At 70.8% G+C, this 23,152-nt stretch carries 15 protein-coding genes; 3 read left to right on the top strand and 12 right to left on the bottom strand.

Annotated elements, in window-relative coordinates; all coding sequences use genetic code 11:
- Window positions 1–7 precede the first annotated feature (7 nt).
- Genes LN037_RS13150 through LN037_RS13135 form a run of 4 tightly spaced genes read right to left on the bottom strand, consistent with a single transcriptional unit; the run spans window position 8 to window position 4,137 of the window.
- Window positions 8–643, bottom strand: coding sequence for a TetR/AcrR family transcriptional regulator (locus LN037_RS13150; protein ID WP_308286144.1), 636 nt, complete (start codon window positions 641–643; stop codon window positions 8–10).
- A 54-nt stretch (window positions 644–697) separates the two neighbouring features.
- On the bottom strand, window positions 698–1,819 hold the full coding sequence (locus LN037_RS13145) for an acyl-CoA dehydrogenase family protein (protein ID WP_230753673.1): 1,122 nt from the start codon (window positions 1,817–1,819) through the stop codon (window positions 698–700).
- Between the two features lie 54 nt (window positions 1,820–1,873).
- The gene (locus tag LN037_RS13140; protein ID WP_230753115.1) at window positions 1,874–3,334 is read right to left on the bottom strand and encodes a cytochrome P450; all 1,461 of its coding nucleotides are present in this window, start codon (window positions 3,332–3,334) and stop codon (window positions 1,874–1,876) included.
- Complete coding sequence (locus LN037_RS13135; protein WP_230753113.1) at window positions 3,331–4,137, bottom strand: alpha/beta hydrolase fold domain-containing protein; 807 nt, start codon at window positions 4,135–4,137, stop codon at window positions 3,331–3,333. Before LN037_RS13135 ends, LN037_RS13140 begins: the two co-directional genes overlap by 4 nt.
- 317 nt (window positions 4,138–4,454) lie before the next feature.
- Between LN037_RS13135 and LN037_RS13130 the strand changes: the two genes are divergently transcribed.
- A complete protein-coding gene (locus LN037_RS13130) occupies window positions 4,455–5,129 on the top strand; it encodes a transglutaminase-like domain-containing protein (protein ID WP_230753110.1) in 675 nt (224 codons plus the stop codon).
- Between the two features lie 47 nt (window positions 5,130–5,176).
- Here the strand turns inward: LN037_RS13130 and LN037_RS13125 are convergent, their stop codons facing one another.
- From LN037_RS13125 to LN037_RS13110, 4 genes are read right to left on the bottom strand one after another with little or no spacing between them, the layout of a single operon-like run.
- Window positions 5,177–6,739 (bottom strand): acyl-CoA synthetase, encoded by a 1,563-nt coding sequence (locus LN037_RS13125; protein WP_230753108.1) that lies wholly within the window; start codon window positions 6,737–6,739, stop codon window positions 5,177–5,179.
- Between the two features lie 29 nt (window positions 6,740–6,768).
- A complete protein-coding gene (locus tag LN037_RS13120; protein WP_230753671.1) occupies window positions 6,769–7,923 on the bottom strand; it encodes an acyl-CoA dehydrogenase family protein in 1,155 nt (384 codons plus the stop codon).
- Window positions 7,924–7,965: 42 nt separating this feature from the next.
- Window positions 7,966–9,981 (bottom strand): ATP-binding protein, encoded by a 2,016-nt coding sequence (locus LN037_RS13115; protein WP_230753105.1) that lies wholly within the window; start codon window positions 9,979–9,981, stop codon window positions 7,966–7,968.
- Window positions 9,982–9,986: 5 nt separating this feature from the next.
- A complete protein-coding gene (locus tag LN037_RS13110; protein WP_372460440.1) occupies window positions 9,987–11,585 on the bottom strand; it encodes an acyl-CoA carboxylase subunit beta in 1,599 nt (532 codons plus the stop codon).
- Between the two features lie 120 nt (window positions 11,586–11,705).
- On the opposite strand from LN037_RS13110, the gene LN037_RS13105 reads away from it, so the two are divergent.
- Entirely contained in the window at window positions 11,706–12,899 is a 1,194-nt protein-coding gene (locus tag LN037_RS13105) for an acyl-CoA dehydrogenase family protein (RefSeq protein ID WP_230753100.1), read from the top strand.
- 40 nt (window positions 12,900–12,939) lie between these two features.
- Here LN037_RS13105 and LN037_RS13100 read toward each other — a convergent pair whose 3' ends face one another.
- Complete coding sequence (locus LN037_RS13100; protein ID WP_308286143.1) at window positions 12,940–14,544, bottom strand: AMP-binding protein; 1,605 nt, start codon at window positions 14,542–14,544, stop codon at window positions 12,940–12,942.
- A gap of 141 nt (window positions 14,545–14,685) precedes the next feature.
- Window positions 14,686–17,067, bottom strand: coding sequence for an alpha/beta hydrolase fold domain-containing protein (locus tag LN037_RS13095; RefSeq protein ID WP_230753098.1), 2,382 nt, complete (start codon window positions 17,065–17,067; stop codon window positions 14,686–14,688).
- Window positions 17,068–17,424: 357 nt separating this feature from the next.
- On the opposite strand from LN037_RS13095, the gene LN037_RS13090 reads away from it, so the two are divergent.
- On the top strand, window positions 17,425–18,981 hold the full coding sequence (locus tag LN037_RS13090) for a wax ester/triacylglycerol synthase family O-acyltransferase (RefSeq protein WP_230753096.1): 1,557 nt from the start codon (window positions 17,425–17,427) through the stop codon (window positions 18,979–18,981).
- Window positions 18,982–19,309: 328 nt separating this feature from the next.
- Here the strand turns inward: LN037_RS13090 and LN037_RS13085 are convergent, their stop codons facing one another.
- Together LN037_RS13085 and LN037_RS13080 are read right to left on the bottom strand one after the other, a co-directional pair.
- Window positions 19,310–20,425, bottom strand: a complete 1,116-nt coding sequence (locus LN037_RS13085) for a tyrosine-type recombinase/integrase (protein ID WP_230753094.1) — start codon at window positions 20,423–20,425, stop codon at window positions 19,310–19,312.
- A 328-nt stretch (window positions 20,426–20,753) separates the two neighbouring features.
- Window positions 20,754–23,126, bottom strand: coding sequence for a CDP-alcohol phosphatidyltransferase family protein (locus tag LN037_RS13080; RefSeq protein ID WP_230753092.1), 2,373 nt, complete (start codon window positions 23,124–23,126; stop codon window positions 20,754–20,756).
- Window positions 23,127–23,152: the final 26 nt, after the last annotated feature.

Below are 23,152 nucleotides of genomic sequence, written 5' to 3'. Positions count from 1 at the left end.
ACCGACCTCACCGGACGAGGTGTCCTCCTACGAGGAGAGCGGCCACTGTGGCGGTGTGCTCCGCGATCTGCGCGGCGTCCACGTCGAGCTCGCCGGCGTTCCACGCCGAAATCACTTCGGCGAAGCCACCGACGCCGAGCATGGCGCTCATGCGCAAGGAAGTCGGATCGGTACTCCGAGGCAGCCGCGGGCCCGCCCAGTCGACGAGGAGATCGGCGAAGGTCCGCAACATCGCCCGACGTCGTGGCTCGAGCACGGGACTGCCCGTGTGCTCGCCGAGGACGATGCGCGCGGCGTGCCGACTCCCGTGCAGGTGGTCCACCACGGCGTCGATGACGGCGCGGAGCTGGACGGCGAGCGTGTCCCCACCGTGGCCCGCGAGGGCCTCCAGAGCGCGTCCGACGAGAGCGGTCCGCTCCTCCTCCCACACCTCGACCAGCAGAGCGTCCCGGTCCGGGAAGCTCTCGTAGAAGTACCGGTCGACGAGTCCGGCGCGGGCGCAGACCCCGCGCATCGTCACCGCCGTCCATCCTTCGTCGCGCCACATCTCGCGTGCCGCGACCAGCAGTCGGGCTCGACGGTCCGCCCGCCGCGACGCGGCACTCTGCCCGCCGTAAATTCCGGCCGATCCGCTCCCTCGCACCGCCCCATCCTCGCGGACGCTCGATCGCCCGGTCGACGCGAGGGAGCTCAGCCGTCAGATCGTCCGCGAGATGATCTCCTTCATGATCTCGTTGGTGCCGCCGTAGATGCGCTGGACCCGTTGGTCGGTCCACATACGCGCGATGGGGTACTCGGCCATGTACCCGTAGCCGCCGTGCATCTGGACGCACTGGTCGACCACGCGCATGGCGCGGTCACTGGTCCACCACTTGAGCATCGCGACGGTCTGGACGTCGAGGGCACCCTCGAGATGCTTGGCGATGCAGTCGTCGAGGAATACCCGGCAGACCCGGGCTTCGGTCGCGGCCTCGGCGAGGGTGAACCGGGTGTTCTGGAAGTTGAACACCGGACGCCCGAACGCCGTGCGCTCCTTGGTGTAGGCCAGTGTCTCCTCCAGGGCCTTCTCCATCACCGCCACCGAGGTGATACCGATCAGGAGACGCTCCTGCGGCAGTTGCTGCATTAATTGGACGAAGCCCTGGCCCTCGACCTCGCCGAGCAGGTTGGTCGCCGGCACGCGGACCTCGGAGAAGTTCAGCTCGGCGGTGTCCTGGCCCTTCATCCCGACCTTCTCCAACACCCGACCGCGCGAGAAGCCCTCGCGGGCCGTCTCCACCGCGACCAGCGACACACCCTGGGCGCCGGCCTCGGCGTCGGTCTTCGCCGCGACGAGGACGAAGTCGGCCTGGGCGCCGTTGGTGATGAAGGTCTTCGAGCCGGAGACCACGTACTCCGCGCCCTCCCGACGAGCCCGAGTGGCGATGTTCTGCAGGTCCGAGCCGGTTCCCGGCTCGGTCATGGCGATGGCGCCCACCCACTCGCCGGAGGCGAGTCGGGGTAACCAGGCGTGCTTCTGCTGCTCGGTCCCGTAGGCCAGGACATAGTGCGCCACGATCGCGTTGTGCAGAGCGACGCCCCAGCAGCTGTCGCCGGCGGCCGTCTGCTCCTCGAGCAGCACGGCCTCGTGGGCGAACGTGCCCCCTCCCCCGCCGTACTCCTCCGGGATCGACAGACACAGCAGGCCGACCTCGCCGGCCCGGTTCCACAGGTCGCGGTCGACCTGCTTCTGCTCGGCCCACCGCTCCTGGTGCGGGGCGAGCTCCTTCTCGCAGAACGTCCGAGCCATCGCGCGGAAGTCGTCGAGGTCGGTGTTCATCCACGGCGATCTGACCATGGTGTTCCTCCTGGATGGTGTGGGGGGACGAGGTGTTCAGCGCAGCGGGTGCAGGTGCAGGGGCAGGCCGTCTGAGGGGACGGGCAGCGAGGTGTTGTCCCAGCGAGGCTTGTACGCGGGGTCGACGGTCCAGCGGTGGTGGCGCAGCATCTCGTGCACGATCGCGGTGACCTCGAGGCTGCCGAAGACCATGCCGATGCACTTGTGGACACCGCCGCCGAAGGGTGTCCACGCGGCACGGTGGCTCTTGTCCTCGCGTCGGTCCTCGGCGAAGCGGCCCGGGTCGAAGGTGTCCGGGTCGCTCCAGCAGCCGGGATCGAAGTGGTTCACCGCCGCCGCGACCATGACCAGCGACCCGGCCGGGATGAAGCGCCCGCAGACCGCGGTGTCGGCCACCGTGCGTCGCATGACCACCGGGACCGGAGCAAGCAGCCGCAGCGACTCCTTGACGACGTGGTTCAGCGTGGTGAGGGACTCCAGTGCGGCTCGGTCCGGGGCCGTGTCACCGAGGGCGAGCGTCTCGGCGCGCACCCGCTCCTGCCACTCGGGATGGGCGCCGAGGTAGTAGGCGACGGCCGAGGTGGTGATGGTCGAGGTGTCGTGGGCGGCCATCATCAGGAAGATCATGTGGTTGACGACGTCGTCGTCGGAGAAGGTCTCCCCGTCGTCGGTCCGGGCGTGGCACAGCGCCGAGAACAGGTCCGACCCCTCGCCCGCTCGCTTGGCGGCCAGGTTCGCCCGGAAGTAGCGCTCGAGCACCTGCCTCCCCCGCAACCCGGCGTGCCAGCGGGTCCCCGGCACGTCCCACTTCACGATGCTGCTCGCCGCGCGGACGCAGTCCACGAAGGCCTTGTTGACCTGTTCGGTCTCCGGTCCGGGCCGGTCGTCCATGAACACCCTCGTGGCGACGTCGAGCGTCAGGGTCTTCAGCGCCGGGTAGAGCCGGAGCGGCCCGTCCTGGCGCCAGCTCGGCACGGTCTCCCGCACGCATGCCACTGTCTCGTCGGTGTACCCGGCCAGCCGGTCGGCGGTGAACGCTTCCTGCATCACCCGACGGTGGAAGCGGTGCTCGTCGAAGTCGAGCAGCATCAGCCCGCGACGGAAGAAGTTGTCGATCAGGAAGCGCCAGCCGTCCTGGGAGAAGGCCTTGTCCGCGTTCGTGAGCACCGCGTGCGTCGCCTCCGGTCCGGCGACCTGCACCACCCGCTCACCCAGGAACCCGGTCCAGGAGACCGGACCGAACCGCTCGAACCGTGCCCGCGTGAAATCAGAGCCGAAACGGATGTACTCCAACGTCCGCCCCAGACCCGGCAGACCCTGGTCGCCCAGCACGGGTTCGAGCCCGGACGCGGCCGGCGGCGGCGCCAACGGCGTCCCCGCAGCCCTTCGCGCCCCGTCGAGGAGGCGACGATCGACCTCCGCCGGCAGCGGCGCGAGCAGCGCCGAGGACAGTCGTTCTCGGACTGCGCGACGGGCGTGGTCGGTGAGGAGGGTCATGCGGAACTCCCAAGTACTGGGTCGGGGCCTACGGGATCGAGTCGCCCGCGCACGAAGGACGCGGCCTCGCGCAGCGAGCGGGTGGCTTCCGGGACGAAGCCGGCGAGCGCCTGGAACACGTGGAGCTGTCCGGGCCATTCGAGGAGGCAGACGTCGCCTCCTGCGGACGCGATGGATGTCGCCAGGTAACGCGCGTCGCCGCACAGGAACTCCGAGCCGCTGACGTGGATCTGCACCGTGGGCAGACCCACGAGGCTCTCGGGCGTGACCTCCAGACCGGCCGACGCCGGGTCCGCTCCGTCGAGGTAGAGCGCGAGCAGGCGTTCGACGCGCCGCACCGACACGAGGGGATCGCTGCGCCGTTCACCCTCCCATCGCCGGGCCTCGGCGAGCGTCAGATCGATCAGGGGCGAGAACAGCAGCAGACCGGCAGGTCCTGCGCCGGTCCGGGTCAACTCGCATGCCAGCGCGAGGGCCAACTGCCCACCTGCGGAGTCCCCGGCGAGCACGGTCGACGACGGCTCCGCACCCTGCATCCGGAGCCACTCGAAGGCGCCGGCCACGTCCTCGGCCGCTGCGGGATGACGGTGGGACGGCGCGAGCCGGTAGTCGCAGGCGAACACGGGCCGTCCGCTGCGGACGGCCAGTCGGCTGGTGATGGCCCGGTGGGTCTGTGCCGAAGCGACGGCGTACCCGCTGCCGTGGACGTAGAAGACGACACCACGCGAGAGGTCCGGACGCCCGTCGACCGAGGCCGGCGGGAGGACCCACTCCCCACGCACCTCGATGTCGGCCGACGCCACGGCTCGGACCGCCCGGATCGTCACCGCCGGGTGGGGCCGGCTCCAGACGTCGGTGAACGCGCGGAGCGCTCGACGCGTCGACCGGATGACGATGTCGGTATCGGGCACCAGCTCGATCAACGGGCGCACCGTCCACCGCACCACGTGCGCACAGACCCTGGCCTGCCAGGAGACCTGTCGCCAACCACTCTGCGGGCGCATGCCCCCAGAATGGACACGACGGCTCGCACCGTCAAGACTTGACGACTCATGGCATCGTGTCCATGGGGCGCTCCGTCGAGGGCGCCCGCGTCGACCTGAGAGGGATCGTTGTGAGCATGCCGCAGGAGGAACATCTGAGCCCGGGGCACTTCGTCGACTCGGACTCGCCCGTGGTCCGCGACTTCGCCATGGCGGCGGTCGGCTCCGAGTCCTCACCGACAGGGCGTGCCATCGCGCTCTTCGACTCCGTGCGCGATCACATCTGGTACGACCCGTTCACCTGCTCGACGGACCCGGCGGAGTACCGAGCGAGCGCCGTAGCGAGGTCCACGCGGAACTGGTGTGTCCCGAAGGCGGTGTTGCTCGCCGCGGGCGCCCGCGCAGTCGGGATCCCTGCCCGCCTCGGCTTCGCCGACGTCCGCAACCACTTCCAGACGCCACGACTACGCGAGCAGATGGGCGGCCTCGACGTGTTCGTCTACCACGGGTACGCGGAGCTGTTCCTCGACGACCGGTGGGTGAAGGCCACACCCGCGTTCAACGCGGAGCTGTGCGCGCGCTTCGGGGTCGACCCGATCACCTTCGACGGCGAGCACGACGCCCTGCTCCACCCGTACGGCCCGGGCGGGAGCACGTACATGGAGTATCTCGCCGACCGTGGAACGTACGACGACCTGCCGCTCGGGGACATCCTGACGGCTCTGCACCGGACTTACGGGTCCGGCATCACCTCGGTCACGTCCTCCGGCGCCGATGAGTTCAGCGCACCCGCGCCGAGGCAGGACTCGTGACGTCGGTCCCGGGACGACGGCAGCGCGGCTGAGGCACGATCCACGCCTCAGCGGCGCACCACCCCACCCTCGACGCCCGTGTAGCGCGCGCGGAGTGCGGTCTTGAGCAGTTTTCCGGTCGCGTTGCGCGGCAGCTCCTCGGTCACGTGCACCTCTCGAGGACACTTGAAGTGGGCCAGCCTGTCCCGGCTCCACGCGATGAGTGCGTCGCGGTCGAGTCTCGGACCCGAGGATCCGTCCCGGCGAGGAACCACGACCGCGACCACGGCTTCTCCCCACCGTGGGTCGGGTGCTCCGACCACGGCGACGTCGAGGACGTCCGGGTGGCCGAACAGAACCTGCTCCACCTCGATCGGGTAGACGTTCTCCCCACCCGAGATGATCATGTCCTTCTTCCGGTCGACCAGGGTGATGAATCCTTCACGGTCCATCCGCCCGAGGTCCCCGGTGTGGAACCAGCCGTTCCGGAACGCCTCGGCGGTCTCCGCAGGGCGCATCCAGTACCCGACGAACACGTTGGGGCCACGGACGACGAGTTCCCCCACGTGGTCCGGCGGGACGTCCCGGTCGTCGTCGTCCACGATCCTGGCCTCGACGTGCATCGCCGCCCGGCCGATGGACCCGGCGTGCGACGTGACGTGCGCGGCGTCCAGCACGGACACCAGTGGCGCGGTCTCCGTCATACCGAACCCCTCGGTGAACGGCAGGCCGCGCTGCTGGAAGAAGCTCAGGAGGGGCAGCGGGCACGGGGAACCACCTCCCATACCGAAGGTGAGCGCCGAGAGGTCGTAGGAGTCGAAGTCGGGGACCTGGGTCAGAGCGGTCCACATCGCAGGCACCATGAACTGCACGGTCGCGCGATGCTCGACCATGGCGGCGAGGGTCGTTCTGGGGTCGAACGTCGGGAGCACCACGTTCGTCGCCCCCACGTAGAGCAGCGGCAGGCTGTGCACCCCGAGCCCGCCGATGTGGAACATCGGCGCCACGGTCACGGTCACGTCCTGGTGGCGGAGTCCCTGCTCCGTGCCGAGGACGTTGATCGCGTTCCACCAGATGTTGTCGTGGGTCAACATGGCGCCCTTCGGGCTCCCCGTGGTGCCCGAGGTGTACATGATGAAAGCGACCTCGGCGCCGGCGATCTCCCCGGCCGGTCGTCCCGCTTCGCCGGCGGCGACGAACGCCTCGAACTCCTGCTCCTCGTCGGCCGGCTCCCCCCCGACGAGCAGCGTGTGCCGGACTCGGACGCCGGGCTCACCGAGCGCTGCCCGGGCGGCCCCGCCGAGCGGTGCGTGGAAGACGAACACGTCGGCGCCGGAGTCGGAGAGGATGAACCCGATCTCCCGCGCGGAGAGCCGCACGTTGACCGGAACGAGGATCGCACCCAGTTTCGCGCATCCCAGCAACAGCTCGAGGAACTCGATCGAGTTGAGCAGAAGGACCGCCACGCGATCGCCACGCCGGACGCCGTGATCCGCGAGGCCGGCCGCGACCCGGTCGGTCCGGAGATCGAGTTCGGCGTAGGTGAGTCGTCGCTCGCCCGCGACCAGCGCGACCTTCTCCCCGTGGAGGAAGGCGCGCTTCGTCACCCACCCACCGATTCCGCCGGACATCGCCGTCCCCTCCCGTCGATTCCCCCGGCCTAGTAGGACCGGGGAAGACCCAGGCTGTGCTGCGCCACGAAGTTGAGGATCATCTCGCGGCTGATCGGCGCGGTGCGCATGAGCCGGGCAGGTCCCCAGAGGGTCGCGAGCCCGTACTCGGTGGCCATCCCGTTACCGCCATGGGTCTGGATGGCCTGATCCAGCGCCAGGATGCCGGCCTCGGCTGCGGCGTACTTCGCCATGTTCGCGGCCTCGCCTGAAGCGGGGTCCGCGGCGTCGTGCAGGCTGGCGGCCCGCTGCGTCATCAGGCGGGCCAACTCGACCTGGATCTTGGCGTGGGCGAGGGGGTGGGACACCCCCTGGTGAGCCCCGATCGGCGTGTTCCAGACCGTGCGCTCCCGCGCATAGGCCGACGCCTTGTCCAGCGCGTAGCGGCCGATCCCGTTACCGAGCGCGGCTCCCATGATCCGCTCCGGGTTCAGCCCCAGGAACACCTGGCGCAGACCGTCGTTCGGTTGCCCGATGAGGTTCTCGGCCGGGACCCGGACCTCGTCGAAGAAGAGCGTGAACTGCTTCTCCGGCGTGACGGCCTCGACGGGGATGATCGTTCTCTGGAGGCCGGCGGCGTCGGCCGGGACGATCACGAGGCTCAAGCGGCCCCGCCCCTTCTCGTCCGTGCCGGTCCGGACGACGACGAGGATGGCCTCGGCCTCGTCGACGCCGGAGATGTAGTACTTCGTCCCGCGCAGGACGTACTCGTCACCCACCCGCTCGGCCGTGGTCGAGATGTTGTGGGAGTTCGACCCGGCATCCGGCTCGGTGATCCCGAACGACATGATGATCTCGCCGCTCGCGATGCCGGGCAGCCAGCGCTGCTTCTGCTCCGGCGTACCGAAGGCCTGGATGATCGTGCCGCAGATCGCAGGGGACACCACCGTCATCAGCAGGGGGCATCCGGCCGCCGCGAGTTCCTCCCCGACGGCGTGGAGGTCGTAGATCCCGCCTCCCCCACCGCCGTACTCCTCGGCGATGTTGACGCCGAGAAAGCCCTGCTTGCCCACCGCGGTCCAGAGCTCGGTGCTCTTCTCCCCGGACTTCGACTTCTCCAGGTAGTACTCGTGCCCGAAGGTGCTCGCGATCGAGCGGACCGCCGCGCGCAGATCCCGGATCTCCTCGGTCTCGTGCAGGCTCATGCTCACCGTTCCTCTCCTCGCCGGGCCGGCCGGCCCGGTCCTTCAGTGGTTCGTAGCCGACTGGTCGGCGGCCTCCTGCTCGAGCTCGACCACGGCCAGCACGTCACCGGAACCGACCTGGTCCCCGGGTTTCACGGCGAGGCTGCGCAGGACTCCGTCCGCGGGCGCGAAGACCGTGTGCTCCATCTTCATCGCCTCGAGCACGACCAGCGGCTGGCCGGACCGGACCGCGGCTCCGACCTCGCCGTCGACCCGAACCACGGAGGACGGCATCGGTGCCGTCAGCGAGCCGGGGGCGACGACGGCGGAGGGGTCGACGAAACGGGGGACCTCGGTCAACGAGATCCCTCCGACGCTGCTGTCAACGTGGGCGACCTCGCCGTCGAGCACCACGTCGTAAGGCCGGCGCAGACCTCCGGCCTCCAGGACCACGAGGGTCGGCGTCATCACCACGACCCGGGTCGGCTCCAGTTCGACGGCGTCCACGGCGACGGCGACCAACCCCTCGTCGAGGTCGTAGCGCACGTCCAGCTCGACGCCCGCGGCCGTGGCCCACACCGTGCGCTGGCGTTGCGACGGATTGTTCCGCCACCCGGCCGGGATGGTGGGCTGGGTCCTCGCGTCGCTGCGGCGGCGGGCGACGAGGGCCAGGGTCGCGGCGACCACGTGCCACGCCAGCTCCGGGTCGTTGAGTAACGAGGCGCCGAGCTCGCCCGGATCGTGGCGCTCCAGGAAGCCGGTGTCGGTGCCGCCGTCGATGAACTCGGGATGGCGCAGGGTGCGCACGAGCAGGTCGCGGTTGGTGACCACGCCGTGCACCTTCGACGCTGCGAGGGCTGCTGCGAGCTTCCCCAGCGCCTCGTCACGCGTCGGGGCCCACGCCACGACCTTCGCGAGCATCGGGTCGTAGTGGTGGGTGACCTCCGACCCGCTGCGCACGCCGGTGTCGACCCGGATCCCTCCGGCCCGGGGCACCTCGAACGTTACGAGGCGGCCGGTCTGGGGCAGGTAGTCCTGGGTCGGGTCCTCGGCGTACAGACGGACCTCGACGGCGTGCCCGTCGATGCTCGGCGAGCACGCCTCGGGCGGCAGCGGCGCACCCTGGGCGACGAGGATCTGGAGGCGGACGAGGTCCAGACCCGTGATCAGCTCGGTGACCGGGTGCTCGACCTGCAGCCGGGTGTTCATCTCCAGGAACGCGAAGGTGCCGTCCTCGTCCAGGACGAACTCCACCGTGCCGGCTCCGACGTAGCCGACGGCGGCGGCCGCGCGCACCGCGGCTTCGCCCATCCGAGCGCGCAGAGTCCCGGACACGGCGGGCGACGGCGCCTCCTCGACGACCTTCTGGTGCCGCCGTTGCACCGAGCACTCGCGCTCGAAGAGCGACACGACCGTGCCGTGCACGTCGGCCATGACCTGGACCTCGACGTGGCGCGGGCGGGTCACGTACCGCTCGAGGAACACGGTTCCGTCGCCGAAGGCGGCGGCCGCCTCTCGCCCGGCCGACGCCACTGCGTCCGTCAACCGACCGGGCCCGTCCACGATGCGCATCCCACGCCCACCACCGCCGGCGCTGGCCTTCACCAGCAGCGGGTAACCGATCTCTGCGCCCAGGCGCGACAGCCTGTCGGCGTCCAGCCCGGTGGCATCCCCGCCGCGCAGGATCGGTACTCCTGCATCCGCCATCATCGCCTTGGCCGCCAGCTTGGAACCCATGGACTCGATGGCAGAGGGCGGAGGGCCGATCCAGGTCAGGCCCGCGGCCTCGCAGGCTCGGGCGAAGCCGGCGTTCTCGGAGAGGAAGCCGTACCCGGGGTGGACGGCGTCCGCCCCGGCACGTCGAGCAGCCGCCACGACGGCCTCGACGTCGAGATAGGTCTCCGACGGCGCCGCGCCGGGGAGCCGGACAGCTTCGTCGGCATCAGCCGTGTGCCAGGCGTCGGCGTCGGCGTCGGAGAACACCGCGACGGTGGCGATGCCGAGCTCGCGACAGGTCCGGAAGACACGACGGGCGATCTCGCCGCGGTTCGCGACGAGGAGCTTGGTGATCGGGGGCACGGACCTCACATCCGGAACACGCCGTAGCCACGGCGGCCACGGACCTCGGTGGAGTGCACGGCGGACAGACAGATACCGAGCACGGTGCGGGTGTCGCGCGGATCGATGATCCCGTCGTCGTACAGGCGCCCGCTGTTCGCGAGCGCCACCTGTTCCCGCTCGATCTGCTCCTCGACGGCGGCCCGCAGCCGGGTGTCCGCCTCCTCGTCGAAGTCCAGTCCCCGGTTCGCGGCGGACTCCCGGGCCACGATGGACATGACCCCCGCGAGCTGGGCCGGCCCCATGACGGCCGAGCGCGCGTTCGGCCAGCTGAACAGGAAGCGCGGGGCGTAGGAGCGCCCGCACATCCCGTAGTTGCCCGCGCCGTAGGACGCGCCCATCGTGATCGTGAGGTGCGGGACCGCGCTGTTGGAGACGGCGTTGATCATCTTCGCGCCGTCCTTGATGATCCCACCCTGCTCGTACGCGGCCCCGACCATGTAGCCCGTGGTGTTCTGCAGGAACACCAGCGGCGTGTCGATCTGGTTGGCGAGCTGGATGAACTGCGCGGCCTTCTCCGCCTCCTCGCTGAAGAGGATTCCCTGCGCGTTCGCCAGGACGCCGACCGGGTAGCCGTGGATCGAGGCCCAGCCGGTCACGAGTGACTGGCCGTACAGCGGCTTGAACTCGTCGAAGCGGGACCCGTCCACCACCCGTGCGATCACGTCGCGGGGATCGAACGGGACCTTCGGGTCGGCCGAGGCCACGCCGATCAACTGGCCCGGGTCGCGGCGGGGCGGATCCGCCCGCAGGCTCGGACCGGGCCCCTTTTTACGCCAGTTCAGCCGAGCCATCACGCGACGGCCGATGCGGATCGCGTCCTGCTCGTCCTCGGCCAGGTAATCCGCCAACCCCGAGACCCGGGCGTGCATCTCGCCGCCACCGAGGGACTCGTCGTCGGAGACTTCGCCCGTGGCCATCTTGACCAGCGGCGGTCCGCCGAGGAACACCTTGGCGCGCTCGCGCACCATGACCACGTAGTCGCACATCCCGGGGACGTAGGCCCCGCCTGCGGTGGAGTTGCCGAACACCAGGGCGACCGTGGGCATCCCCGCCGCGCTGTGCGTGGTGAGGTCGTGGAAGAGCTGGCCTCCCGGGATGAAGATCTCCGACTGCGTGGGGAGGTCCGCCCCGCCCGACTCGACGAGGTTGACGATGGGCAGCTCGTTCTCGCGCGCGATCGACATCGCTCGGAACACCTTCTTGAAGGTGTAGGGGTTCGACGCCCCGCCTCGAACGGTCGGATCGTGACCGATCAGCACACACTCGACGCCCTCGACGACGCCGAGCCCGGTCACGACGCTGGCTCCGACCGGGTACTGGGTTCCCCACGCGGCGAACGGGCTGAGCTCGAGAAACGCCGAGTCCGGGTCGAGCAGCATCTCGATCCGCTCGCGCACCAGCAGCTTGCCACGCTTGCGGTGCCGGGCGACGTACTTCTCGCCCCCGCCGGCGTTCGTCTTCGCCAGCTCGCCCCGAATCTCCTCGATCTGGGCGAGCAGGCCCTGTCGGTTGTCTCGGAACGTCGGCGACTCGACATCCACGCGATCAGGCAGGACGTCCACCCCGATCACCACCTCCGGCTCGGCCTCGACGACGGGACTCAGGCATGCGATGTTAGTCGCGACTAACCGGCGCCACAACGCTCGGACGCCGGTCCGACTCCGATCTGGAAGGTGCAGACCGTGACACAGCTCGACGAGCGACGGGACTCGGCCCTCGGCGAGGGACGTACGCCGGAGGATCCCTGGAACACCCCGGAGAGGTCGGCCCTCCGCGAACTGGCGACCACCTTCACGCGTCGGGAGATCGTGCCGAACCTCCCGGCGTGGGAGGAATCCGGCGAGCTGCCCCTCGCCCTGCACCGCGCCGCGGCCGAGGCAGGTCTGCTCGGCATCGGCTTCCCGGAGCACGTGGGCGGTTCCGGCGGCGACCTGCGCGACATGGCCGTCACCACCGAGGCGATGATGGAGGCGGGCGCCTCCACCGGGGTGCTCGCGAGCTTGTTCACCCACAACATCGCGTTGCCGCACATCGTCGAGCACGCCGACGACGACCAGATCCGGCGGTGGGCGCGACCCACCCTGGCCGGCGAGAAGATCGGCAGCCTGGGAATCACCGAGCCCGACACCGGCTCCGATGTCGCCGCGATCCGCACCACCGCCCGCCGTGATGGCGATCACTTCGTGGTGAACGGCGCGAAACTGTTCATCACCTCGGCGGTCCGGGCCGACTTCGTCACCACGGCGGTGCGGACCGGCGGGCCGGGCGCTCACGGGATCTCGCTGCTCGTCGTGGAGAAGGGCATGCCGGGCTTCTCGGTCTCCCGGAGCCTGCACAAGATGGGGTGGCTCTGCTCCGACACGGCCGAACTGGGCTTCGACGACGTCCGCGTGCCCGTCTCGAACCTGGTGGGCGCGGAGGGAACGGGCTTCGTGCAGATCATGCGGCAGTTCCAGACCGAACGCGCGTTCCTCGCAGTACAGGCGTACGCCACCGCAGCACGGTGCCTGGCCCTCACGTTGGACTGGGTACGAGCGCGGGAGACGTTCGGCCGTCCGCTGTCGACCCGACAGGTGGTGCGCCACAAGATCGTCGACGTGGCGACGGCGGTGGACGTGGCACGCACGTACTCGCGCGCCGCCATCGACGCAGCGCTGGCCGGGGACACCGACGTCACGAAGATCTCGATGGCGAAGAACGTCGCCTGCGACGCCTGCGACCTCGCGGTCGACACGGCGGTGCAACTGCACGGCGGCATGGGATACCTGCGCGAGTCCGAGGTGGAGCGGCACTACCGCGACGCCCGCATCCTCTCGATCGGGGGCGGCACCACCGAGATCATGAAGGAGATCGTCGCCAAGCTGATGGGCCTCTGAGCCCGCGTGGGTCCCGGCCCGCGGACGGGCCGGGACCTCGTCACGCTCCGTCGTAGTGGTTCCGGAACTGCTCGCGCAGGACGTTCTTCTGAATCTTCCCCGTGGCGGTGCGAGGCATCTCCGCCACGAAGATCACGTCCTTGGGCAACTTGAAGCCGGCCAACCGTTCCCCCGCCGAGGCCAGAACCTGCGCAGCGTCGAGGTCGGCGCCTTCCCGGGCGGTGACCACCGCGGTGATCGCCTCGGACCAGCGCGCATGCGGCAACCCGATCACCACCGCCTCCTGAATGCGTGGCTCGGTCTCGTACAACGCCTTCTCGACCTCGATCGAGGCCACGTTCTCCCCTCCGGTCTTGATCACGTCCTTCTTGCGGTCGGCGAACCAGAGCAACCCGTCCGCATCGAAGCGGCCGACGTCGCCGGAATGAAACCAACCGCCTCGGAAGGCCTCCTGGGTGGCCTCGGGATTCCTCAGGTAGCCCTCCATCGCGTGCGGCCCCCGATAAACGATCTCTCCCTCGGAGCCCACTGGCAGGAGGTCCCCGGCATCGTCCATGATGGCGACCTGCACGTTGGGGACCGAGAGACCGACCGACCCGGGGTGGGTCAACTGGTACTCCGGCGGGAAGACGGTGGTCAGGGGGTTCATCTCGGTCTGGCCGAAACCGAGGGCGAAGTCGCATCCGAACGCCTCGATCGCACGCCGCAGATCGGTGTCGGGCATCGGCGCCATGGCGTACAACGCGAGGCGCAGCGAGGACAGGTCGTAGAGACCCATGTCCGGGTGATCGAGCAGGGCTCGGTACATCATCGGCAGACCGAAAATCTGCGTGATGCGCTCCGCCTCGATGAGTCGCAACAGCTCTCCCGGTTGGAAGGCCCGCATCAGTACGGCCGTACCACCGACGTAGAGCAGCCCCGTGGTGAAGCCGTTCAACTGCGCGGTGTGGAACAGCGGCATCATCACCACCGAGCGATCGCTCGCGGAGAACCCGAGGACGAGCGGGGCGTTGAGCGACTCGATGTACACCGCCACGTGGCTGCTGACGACTCCCTTCGGTGCTGAGGTCGTCCCGCTCGTGTAGAGGTAGCTCAGTGGGTCGCGGTCCTCGACCAGGCACCGCGGCTCGCTGGCGTCGGGATGCGCACCGAGCACCTCGAGGTCCTGCCACGTCCCGACCGGCCCTGGCGCCCACGCCACTCCGGTGCCCGGCGCAACGAACACCTCGGCCACCTCGTGCGCCACGGCGCGCTCGAGCGCGCGCTCCACCAGTGGCGCCAGCTGGCTCTCGACGACGACGGCCCGGGCTCGGGAGTGCTCGAGCACGTACGCGACCTCGTCCGGGCCCCACGCGAGGTTGACGGGCACACACACCACGCCGGTCTTCGCGCAGGCGTAGTACACGAGCAGGAACTCCAGGCTGTTCCCGCTGGCGAGAGCGAGCACGTCGCCGCGACCGAAGCCGGCGCGGAGCAGGCCGTGGGCAAGCCGGTTGACCGTGACGTCGAGCTGGGCGTAGGTGAGGCGACGCGGGCCGTCGACCACCGCCTCCTTGTCCGGTAGTCGCCATGCAGTGCGGGTCAACATGTCCCCCACGTTGACCCGGCGGACGGAGTTCGCAGCGAGGGCGTCGAGTTCGGTCACGGGTGCTCCTCATCGAGCGGTCGGGCCGCCGCGCCCCGGGAAACGACATCGCCAAATCCCGCGAAGGTGACCGGCGGCATCGCCATGGGCCGACGTTAGCACTCACTAACCAGCCGCTCCAGACCGTCTACCGGCACCGTCTCAGATCGTCGGGCTCTGCGACCGGCCGGCCTCGTCCACGACCACGAAGTCCTCAGGCACCGGCGTGCGCATCATCGACCGGTGCGCGGCCGGCGACCACGGCCACAACTCGGGAACCCCGTCCGGCCCGAGATACCAGCTCGCACAGCCCGTCGACCACACCGTGCGCGGCATCTCCTCCCGGATGCTGCGGTTGTAGTCGCGGGTGGCCCGCTCGGTCGGGGACACGGCCGCGATCCCCTCCCGCCTCAGCGTGTCGATCCACGACAGGACGTACTCGGCCTGTTCCTCGGCGACCGCGATCAGAGAATGGTTTCCGATCGGACTGTGCGGACCCATGATCATGAAGAAGTTCGGGAATTCGGGCACGGCCACGGTCCGGTAGGCGCTCGGGCCGTCTTCCCACTGCTGGTCCAGCGTCACGCCGCCGCAACCGTGGACCGCCATGGGTCGGACATAGGCGCGGGCGTCGAAGCCGGTGGCGAGGACGAGGACGTCGAGTTCGTGGACGGTGCCGTCCTCGGTCACCACCCCGTCCGGCACCACGCGCTTGATCTGATCCGTCACGACGTCGACGGCCCCCCGCTGGACGGCGCGATGGAACGACGGAGACATGACGAGACGCTTGCACATCGGCTCGTCGGGCGGGGTCAGCTTCTCCCGGAGGACCGCGTCACGGATGCCCCACCGGAGCGAGAGCCGACACGCCGCGTTGACGGCGGACCGGACCAACCCCGGAGTGGTCACCGCGCGACCGAAGGTCGCCTCCATCAGTCGCTGATAGGTGCGGTGGCTGAGCCGACTCAGGGCCGGTACCCGACGCAGAAGACCGCGGGACAGTGCGCTGTACGCCGGGTTGGGGATCGGGAGCACCCACTGGGCGGTGCGCTGGAAGACGGTGAGTCGATCGACCCGAGTACTGAGAGCCGAGAGGATCTGGGTCCCGGTCGAGCCGGTGCCGATCAGTCCGACGCGGCGGCCGTCGAGGGGCACCGAGTGGTCCCAGCGCGCCGAGTGGAAGCTCGCCCCCCGAAAGCTGTCCAACCCCTCGATGTCCGGGACGCTCGGGTGATGGAGGACGCCGGTGGCGGTGACGAGGACGTCGACGACGTCGGTCGTCCCGTCCGCGACGCGCAGGTGCCAGCGGCCGTCGACCCAGGAGGCCTCGACGACCTCGGCGCCGAAGCGGACGTGCGGACGGAGACCGAGGTGGTCCGCGCTGCGTCGGAAGTAGCTCTGCACCTCCGCTCCCTCGGGGAACACATGGCTCCAGCCGGGGTTCGGCGCGAACGAGTAGGAGTAGAAGCGCGACGGGACGTCACAGCTGAGGCCGGGATAGGTGTTGTCGCGCCAGGTGCCGCCGACCTCGTCGGCCTTCTCGTAGATCGTGAAGTCGTGGAGCCCGGCGCCGCGGAGCTTGGCACCCATGCACAGCCCGGACATCCCCGCGCCGATGACGGCCACCCGTGGCCTCGCCGACGCCTCCGGGGGCAGGTGGCGGGCGAGGGAGGCGGCCAGGTCCCCGAGCGCGCTGGACGCTGCGGGATGCAGACCCGGCATCAGGTGGAAGTCGTGCCAGAGCCCTGCGTAGCGCTGGTGGACGATCGGCGCCCCGCACTCGTGCGCCCGGGCGACCAGCTGGTCCGCGTCACTCGCCAGGGGGTCGTCAGAGGCGGAGTGCACGACCAGGGGCGGTAGCCCGGAGAGGTCGCCGAGCACCGGTGAGAGCGACGGATCATGAGCGTTCCCCGAGGCGTACATGGCCGCCCAGCGAGCGAGGGAGGAACTGCGCAGCAACGGGTCGGCGGGGCTGTCGGGCCGGTTTCCGGCGATGTCGGGCCTCAGGTCAACCCAGGGACAGATGAGCCCGACCACGGCCGGGGGCGGATCACCGGCATCACGGACGCGCATCGCCAACGACAGCGCCAGGCCGCCGCCCGCGGAGTCGCCGACGAGCGCGACCCGCTCCGCCGAGAACCCGGAGGAGAGCAGCGCGTGATAGGCGGCCTCCGCGTCGTCGAGGGCGCCGGGGTGTCGGCTCTGCGGAGCCTTGCGGTAGTCGAGGGTGATGACGACCGCGCCGAGCCGATCCGCGAGCACGGCGGCCGGGGCCCGGAAATCACGCGCCGCGCCGGTTACGTATCCCCCTCCGTGGAGGTAGAGAACCACCGTCGCCGGATCGGCGTCTGCCGGGCGCACTCGCTCGCCCCGGACGCCGCCGAGCGTGATCGGGGAGACACGCGCGTCCCCCGGCTTCCCGATGGCAGCGAGCGCCGCGGTCATGCCGAAGCGCTGGAGCGGCACGGGTGTGCGCCGCGCCAGGAGCGGGGCCATCATCCTCGTCGCCCGCCGGACGGCCGCCGTACGGACCCGCATTGCCATGGCCACTCTCCCTCGGCTCGAGGTCGTGCTCACGCGGCGACGTGGACACACGACCGGCCACTGTCCTACTAGTCGGTAGTTCATCCGACAAGGACCGAATCCTCCGACTTCCGGTGGCCGGGTCCGGCACTCACCCTTCGCGCGCGCATGCCCCGAGCTCTCGGTCTCGGCGGGCGACGTCCGGCGTCAGCCTCTCGCAGTAGTAGACATCAAAGCGTTCTATGTCTTGACGTTGCCTCCACTGCTGTCCACTCTTGAAGAGGCATCCCACGAGGCCCGCTCTCCCCCGACCGGGACCGTCCGGCGGGCGACCGGCGTGGTGGACATGTGCTCGCGCGACTCGTACGAGGAGATTTCATGCCCTTCGTCAGCCCCCTCGACGCCGCCTGGCTCTGGGTGGAGGGTCCCGCAGGTCTCACACACGTCACTGGAGTGCAGGTGTTCGGGCCCCCGCCGGAGCATCAGGCGGGCGAGGACTTCATCGACCGGCTGTACGCGGAACTGACCGACCCGAGCAGGCTCAAGTCGGAGTTCCGTCTGCGTCCTGTGCGCTCCTGGTGGACCGCTGGTCAGTACACCTGGCAGTCGGTGCCGGACCCGGATCTCACGCAGCACGTCCTCCGGGTCCGCCTGGCAGGGCACGCGGGACCTCGGGAACTGCACGATCACGTGGGCCGATTCCACACCGAACCGCTCGATCGGAATCGACCGCTCTGGGAATCCCGGCTCATCGAGAACCTCGAGGGGGGCGGCTTCGCCCTCGTCAGCAAGATTCACCACGCCCTCTTCGACGGTGTGGCGGCGAGCAAGCACTTCACCCGCGGTCTGGCCGTCGAGCCGGACGGGGAGGGGACCGCTCCGTGGTTGTCGCCCGCCGAGCCGCTCGACCGGAAACCACAGGGCTCCTGGTGGGGAACCGTGTGCCAGGTCGCGCAAAGCCCGATCACGGTCCCGCTCGCCGCCGCGCGTTCCGCGGGGGCGATAGCCTCTGCAGGCGCTTCCGCTCTCACCGGCTCGGTGGCGACTCCGTTCGCCGCGCCTGCGACCACCTTCAACGGCGAGGTCGACCAGGACCGGACGTTCGATGGCGCGTCGGCGTCGCTGGATCGACTGCGGGCGATCGCCCGCGTTGCGGGAGTGTCCACCAACGACGTCGTCCTGACCGTCTGTTCCGGCGGGTTGCGTCGGCATCTCGAACGGGCCGGCACCTTGCCCGCCGTGGAACTCACGGCTCTGGTCCCCGTGTCGCGGCGAGACAGTCGAGACTCCGCGATGGTTCGAGGCAACGCCATCACCTCTGTGATCTGCGGGCTGTCGACCGACGAGCCCGACCCGGCCCGCCGCCTGCAGCGGGTCCATGCGTCGATGGCGCGCAACAAGGCGATCGCGGCGGCGCTGGACCCCATCAGCGCAGCCTGCCTCCTAGCAGCAACCATGGGTGGCGCGGTCGTAGGCGCCTTCGAACGACTGCCCCTACCGTCGCGTCCTCCTTTCAATCTCACCATCTCGACAGTGCCGGGCAACACCACGCCGCTCTACTGGCACGGGTGTCGCCTGATCGAGAACTTCCCGGCATCGGTCGTCACGCGGGGCCAGGGCCTGAACCTGACCGTGGTGACCCACGACGGCCGCATCGCGGTCGGCGTCACTGCCTGCGAGGGCTCGGGAATCGACGCGCACGAGTTGGTCGCGGATCTCGAGGTCGCACTCCACGAGCTCGAGACGGTGCACGGCACGGGTCCATCGGCCCAGGTTCTCGGGCCGGAGCGTGTGCAACCCCGATCAGCGCCCGACCAGTGGACCCACCAGCTTGATCCGGCTCAGGCCGCCGAGCCATCGGGCTCGGAAGCAGTTCGTACGTCCGGCAACACAGCCGTGCTGACCAGATCGGAGGGGGCAGCGGCCCTCTCATGAGGACGGGGCGTCGAGAGGGGCGCGAACAGCCGGCGGCGTCGCCCGGAGCAGTTCACCTGCTCGCCTGACCCGCTCACTCTGTAACGTGCGCGGCAGTAGAGGTTCAAGCGGGGTGGATGCCCGCTTCGGTTGACCTGGCGCCGGCGCCCCGTCGACCACTCGTCGCCATGAGCAGCGCCCGCCCGGTTTCTGGAATCCCGGTCCGACGCCTATGTTCCGATTCGGCGGCGGTGCGTCTACGCGAGCTATGACGCAACCATTCTCCGCGCGGGCTCCGGCACCCTGCATGAATTCCTAGAGAAAAAAATCCGAGAAATGGGGCGTTGCGTCAGGTGAGCCAGCGTGTGGGGTTGGTGGGGTCGAAGGTGCGGGCGGCGTCGATGTAGGGGTCCATGGAGGCGCGGGAGCGCCAGCGGCCGTGGCGTTGGACGTCGCGTTCGGGGACGCCGGCGGCGATGGCCTCGGTGGCGAACCCACGCCGGAGGCTGTGCCCGCCCCACAGCTGGGCGTCCTCAAGACCGGCCGCGGCGGCGCGGCGTTTGATGATCTCGGCGATGGAGTTGCGGTGCAGCCCGCCGGCGCGGGGGCGGCGGCCGTAGCGGTCGACGCCGCGCCAGGCGGGGCCGCCCGTAATGCCGTGAGAGCCCAGCAGGTCGCGCCAGCGAATCCACGCGGCACCGGCGTCGAGCAGCGTCGACTCCCCACTCCCCTCCCCCATCGCTGCGTCGGGGGCGGCGATGCCGAGGGTGGTGCCGTGGCCGGTCTGGTCGGTCTTGGAGCGGGCGATGAACACTGACAGGCCCTGCTCGGAGGCGTGCAGGTCCTCCATCCGCAGTCGGGCGAGGTCGTCGGAGCGCAGCGCGGCCTTCCACCCGACGAGCAGCAGGGCGTGGTCACGGGCGTCGGCCAGGGACTTCTCCGGCCGCAGCGCCCGGAGGAGTTCGAGCAGCGGGTCGCGTCGGGCCGCTGCGCGCCGGCGGGGTGGGGCGACGGCGGGGTGGCGGCCGATCCCGGCCAGGGTGCGGCGCACCGCCTCGGACCGGCTCGGGTTCTCCTGCTGGGCGGTCTGGTGGACCACCGAGATCGCCGCCAGGTAGCCGCGCAGCGTCCCGGGCCGCATCCCGCCACGCTCCCGGACCTGCCCCGCCACCACGGACATCGGCGAATCAGCCGGCGTCGCGGGGCGCCACCGCGGCGCGAGGTCAGCGAGGAACCGCGCCACCGTCAGCGGGTCCGCGGGCAGCGCCCGCTCCCCCACCACGGCGCACCAAGCCTCGAAGCGGGCCCACTGCCGCTCGTAGGCCGCCCACGTCTTCTCTGCCCGCGCCCCGCGGGCGTAGGACTCGGCCCGGGCGGTGAGTTCGTCGCGGTGCTCGAGGACCGCACCGGTCTCGTCGTCGGGAAGGACGACGAACGCCTCCTCGGGCAGTTCCGTGGCGGTCATCTGAGCAGCGTCTCAGCAGCGAATGGCCCGGTTGGGGAGGCGCGCCGCCCCAACTGGGCAGATACGGCGGTTGCGCACGGTTGGTGACGTCGAGCGGGAGAAACCGTCCGGTCGGTTCCACGGACGGGTTACGCTGATCGAGCGACGGGCGTCGGCACCGGCCGCCGTCGGGGGACGGCCGGGCCGGTGCCCGTCGCGCGTCCCGCCCGGATCGGGCCCGGAACGTGAACGAGCCCGGGCCGTCAGGTCGGGGGTCTGACGGCGCCGGGCTCGCAGATGGATTCGCTCGCGGCGGCCCTGATGTTATCGAGCCGTACTGTGACGACGGTCACTGTGCAGGCGCACCCGAGTACGCCCCGAGGAACCGGTCGCGGAACGCCTCCATCGGCCAGGTCGGTGCCTCCGGTGTCGGACGCAGCCCGGGGGTGAAGCCCCACGTACCCACACGGTCGAGCACCGCGGGGTCGCGGCTGAGGATCGACACCGGCACGTCGCGTCCCGCACCCGGCCCGGTCACGGTGAGCGCCGGCTGGTGGTCGCCGACGACCACCACGACCAGGTTCGGATCGGCCGAGCGCTGCACCCACGAGGTCAACGCGTCCATCGTGTAGGCCACCGAGCGGGCGTAGTCGGCGCGGACCTGCGCGTCCGTGCGCCCCACCGCGCCGGGGGCCGCCTGCGCGTGGAAGCCGGAGCCGTCGCCGATCGCGTCCCAGTCGACCATCCGCGGCAACGGCGTCCACGGCGCGTGGCTCGAGACCAGGTCGACCTCGGCCATCACCGGCCCCCGGTCCGCGCGGTCCAGCTCGAGACGCGAGAGCCGGTCCAGCACGACCTGGTCCGGCATCGACGCCCAGCCGAACGCCGGCCCGCGGTAGCCGAGGTCGTGCACGGAGTACGCCCGCTGGTAGCCGTAGAACCGGCCCTCCGGCCAGGCGCGGGTGGTGCCCGGCTGCATCGCGACCGTCTCCCACCCCGCCCGGGCGAACGCGGCCGACAGCGTGAACCGGTCCGACGACGTCAGCGTGAGGTAGCGCTGCTGGTTGTCCACCCGCAGGCCGGAGAGCAGGGTGGCGTGCGCGAGCCAGCTGCCCGACCCGACCACGCTCGACGTCAGGAAGCCGCTCCGGGCGCCGTAGCCCGCCCCGTCGAGGCGCGCCTGGCCGGTGTCGAGGGCCGGGTCGACGGTGCCCGCCAGGCCCGGGTCGGTGAGCGCCGAGCGCCCGTAGCTCTCGACCACCGCGACGACGACGTCCTTGCCGCGCAGCGCGCCGAGCAGGTCCGGGCCGGGCGTGGCGGCCCAGGCGTCGGAGCCCGCCTCGACCCGGAACCGCTCGGCGTCGGCGAGCGCGGTCCGGGTCCGGTCGACGCGGTCGACGGCCGCGGACGCCGCGGTCGCCGCCGCAACCGGGACGCCCGGGGCCGCGGTGAGCCCCGCGACCGCCCCGACGAGCCACACCCCGGCGAGCGCCGCGAGCACCCGCAGCGAGCCCCGCCGGTGCCGGGCCGCCGCCACCGCGACCCGCCGAGCGGCGAGCCCGACGCCCCCGACGAGTACCACGGCGAGGACCACCGCCCCCACCAGGGCCGCGACCTCGGCCGCCGGGCCGTAGGTCGAGCCGACGAAGCCGACCCCGTCCTCGATCAGGGAGCTGTCCAGGAACGGGTCGAAGGGGCGGGCGAGCACCGAGACGAACCCGACGTCGAAGGCCGTGAGCACCGCCCCGAGCCCGATCGCGGCCCCCGCCACCAACGCGAGCGGCCGACGCCACCGGTCGGGCAGGAGCAGCAGCAGCGCGAGCCCGGCGATCCCCTCGATCGGCAGCCGCAGGTAGGAGCCCCACACCAGCGCCGACGGGTCCCGCGGGGCCACGAGCGTGACGGCGAGGACCAGTACCGCCAGCCCGGTCGCCAGCCCCCGCCACCACGAGAAGTCCTTCCCGACGACGGGGGTGGCCGGCTCCTCGGGCCGGCTGCGGGCGTGGCGCGCCAGGTACTCCACGGACACCCCGAACGACCACACGAGCGCGGCCAGCGCGGCCCCGACCAGCGCCGCCTCCGCCCACCCCGGCAGGAGCCGGGTGCTCGCGACGACGAGCGCGACGCCCTGGAGGGCGGCGACGACCTTGGCCGAGTACCGGGTCGGGAGCTCCCCGCGCAACCACGGCCACACCCAGCCGGCGGCGACGAACAGGTAGCGCATCCCGCCGACCAGCAGCACCCACGGCCCGAGGTCGGCCGCCACGTGCACCGCGAGCAGGAGCAGCAGGAACGCGTCGGTCTCCATGTCGAAGCGTGCGCCGAGGTCGGTGCAGGTGTCCGTGCGCCGCGCGACCCACCCGTCGACGGCGTCCAGCGCGAGGGCGGAAACGGCGAGCCCGACGAGGACGGCGGTCGGGATGGGCCGACCTGCGAGGTGCTGGACCGCGAGGGCCGCGACGCCGGCGACGAGGACGAGTCGCAGCAGCGTCACGCTGCCCGCCGGGCCGAGCGAGCGGACGCCGCTGCGCGCCAGCAGGGCGGTGCCCAGGACCAGCACGAGGAGCCCGCCGAGCAGGCCCACACCGCCCAGGCCCGTCGTCGTCCGGAGGACCGCGAGCAGGCCCAGACCGAGCGCACCCGCCGTCGTCAGCTGGACCGCGAGCGGGGGGCCCGGCAGCGGTCCGGGGGTCGCTGCAGGGGTCGCGTCTGTTCCGGACATGGATGACCATCCTCCCGGAACCCGTG

This window comes from Actinomycetospora soli (assembly GCF_021026295.1).
Classification (GTDB): domain Bacteria; phylum Actinomycetota; class Actinomycetes; order Mycobacteriales; family Pseudonocardiaceae; genus Actinomycetospora; species Actinomycetospora soli.
This window is presented reverse-complemented; position numbering and strand designations above follow the sequence as displayed.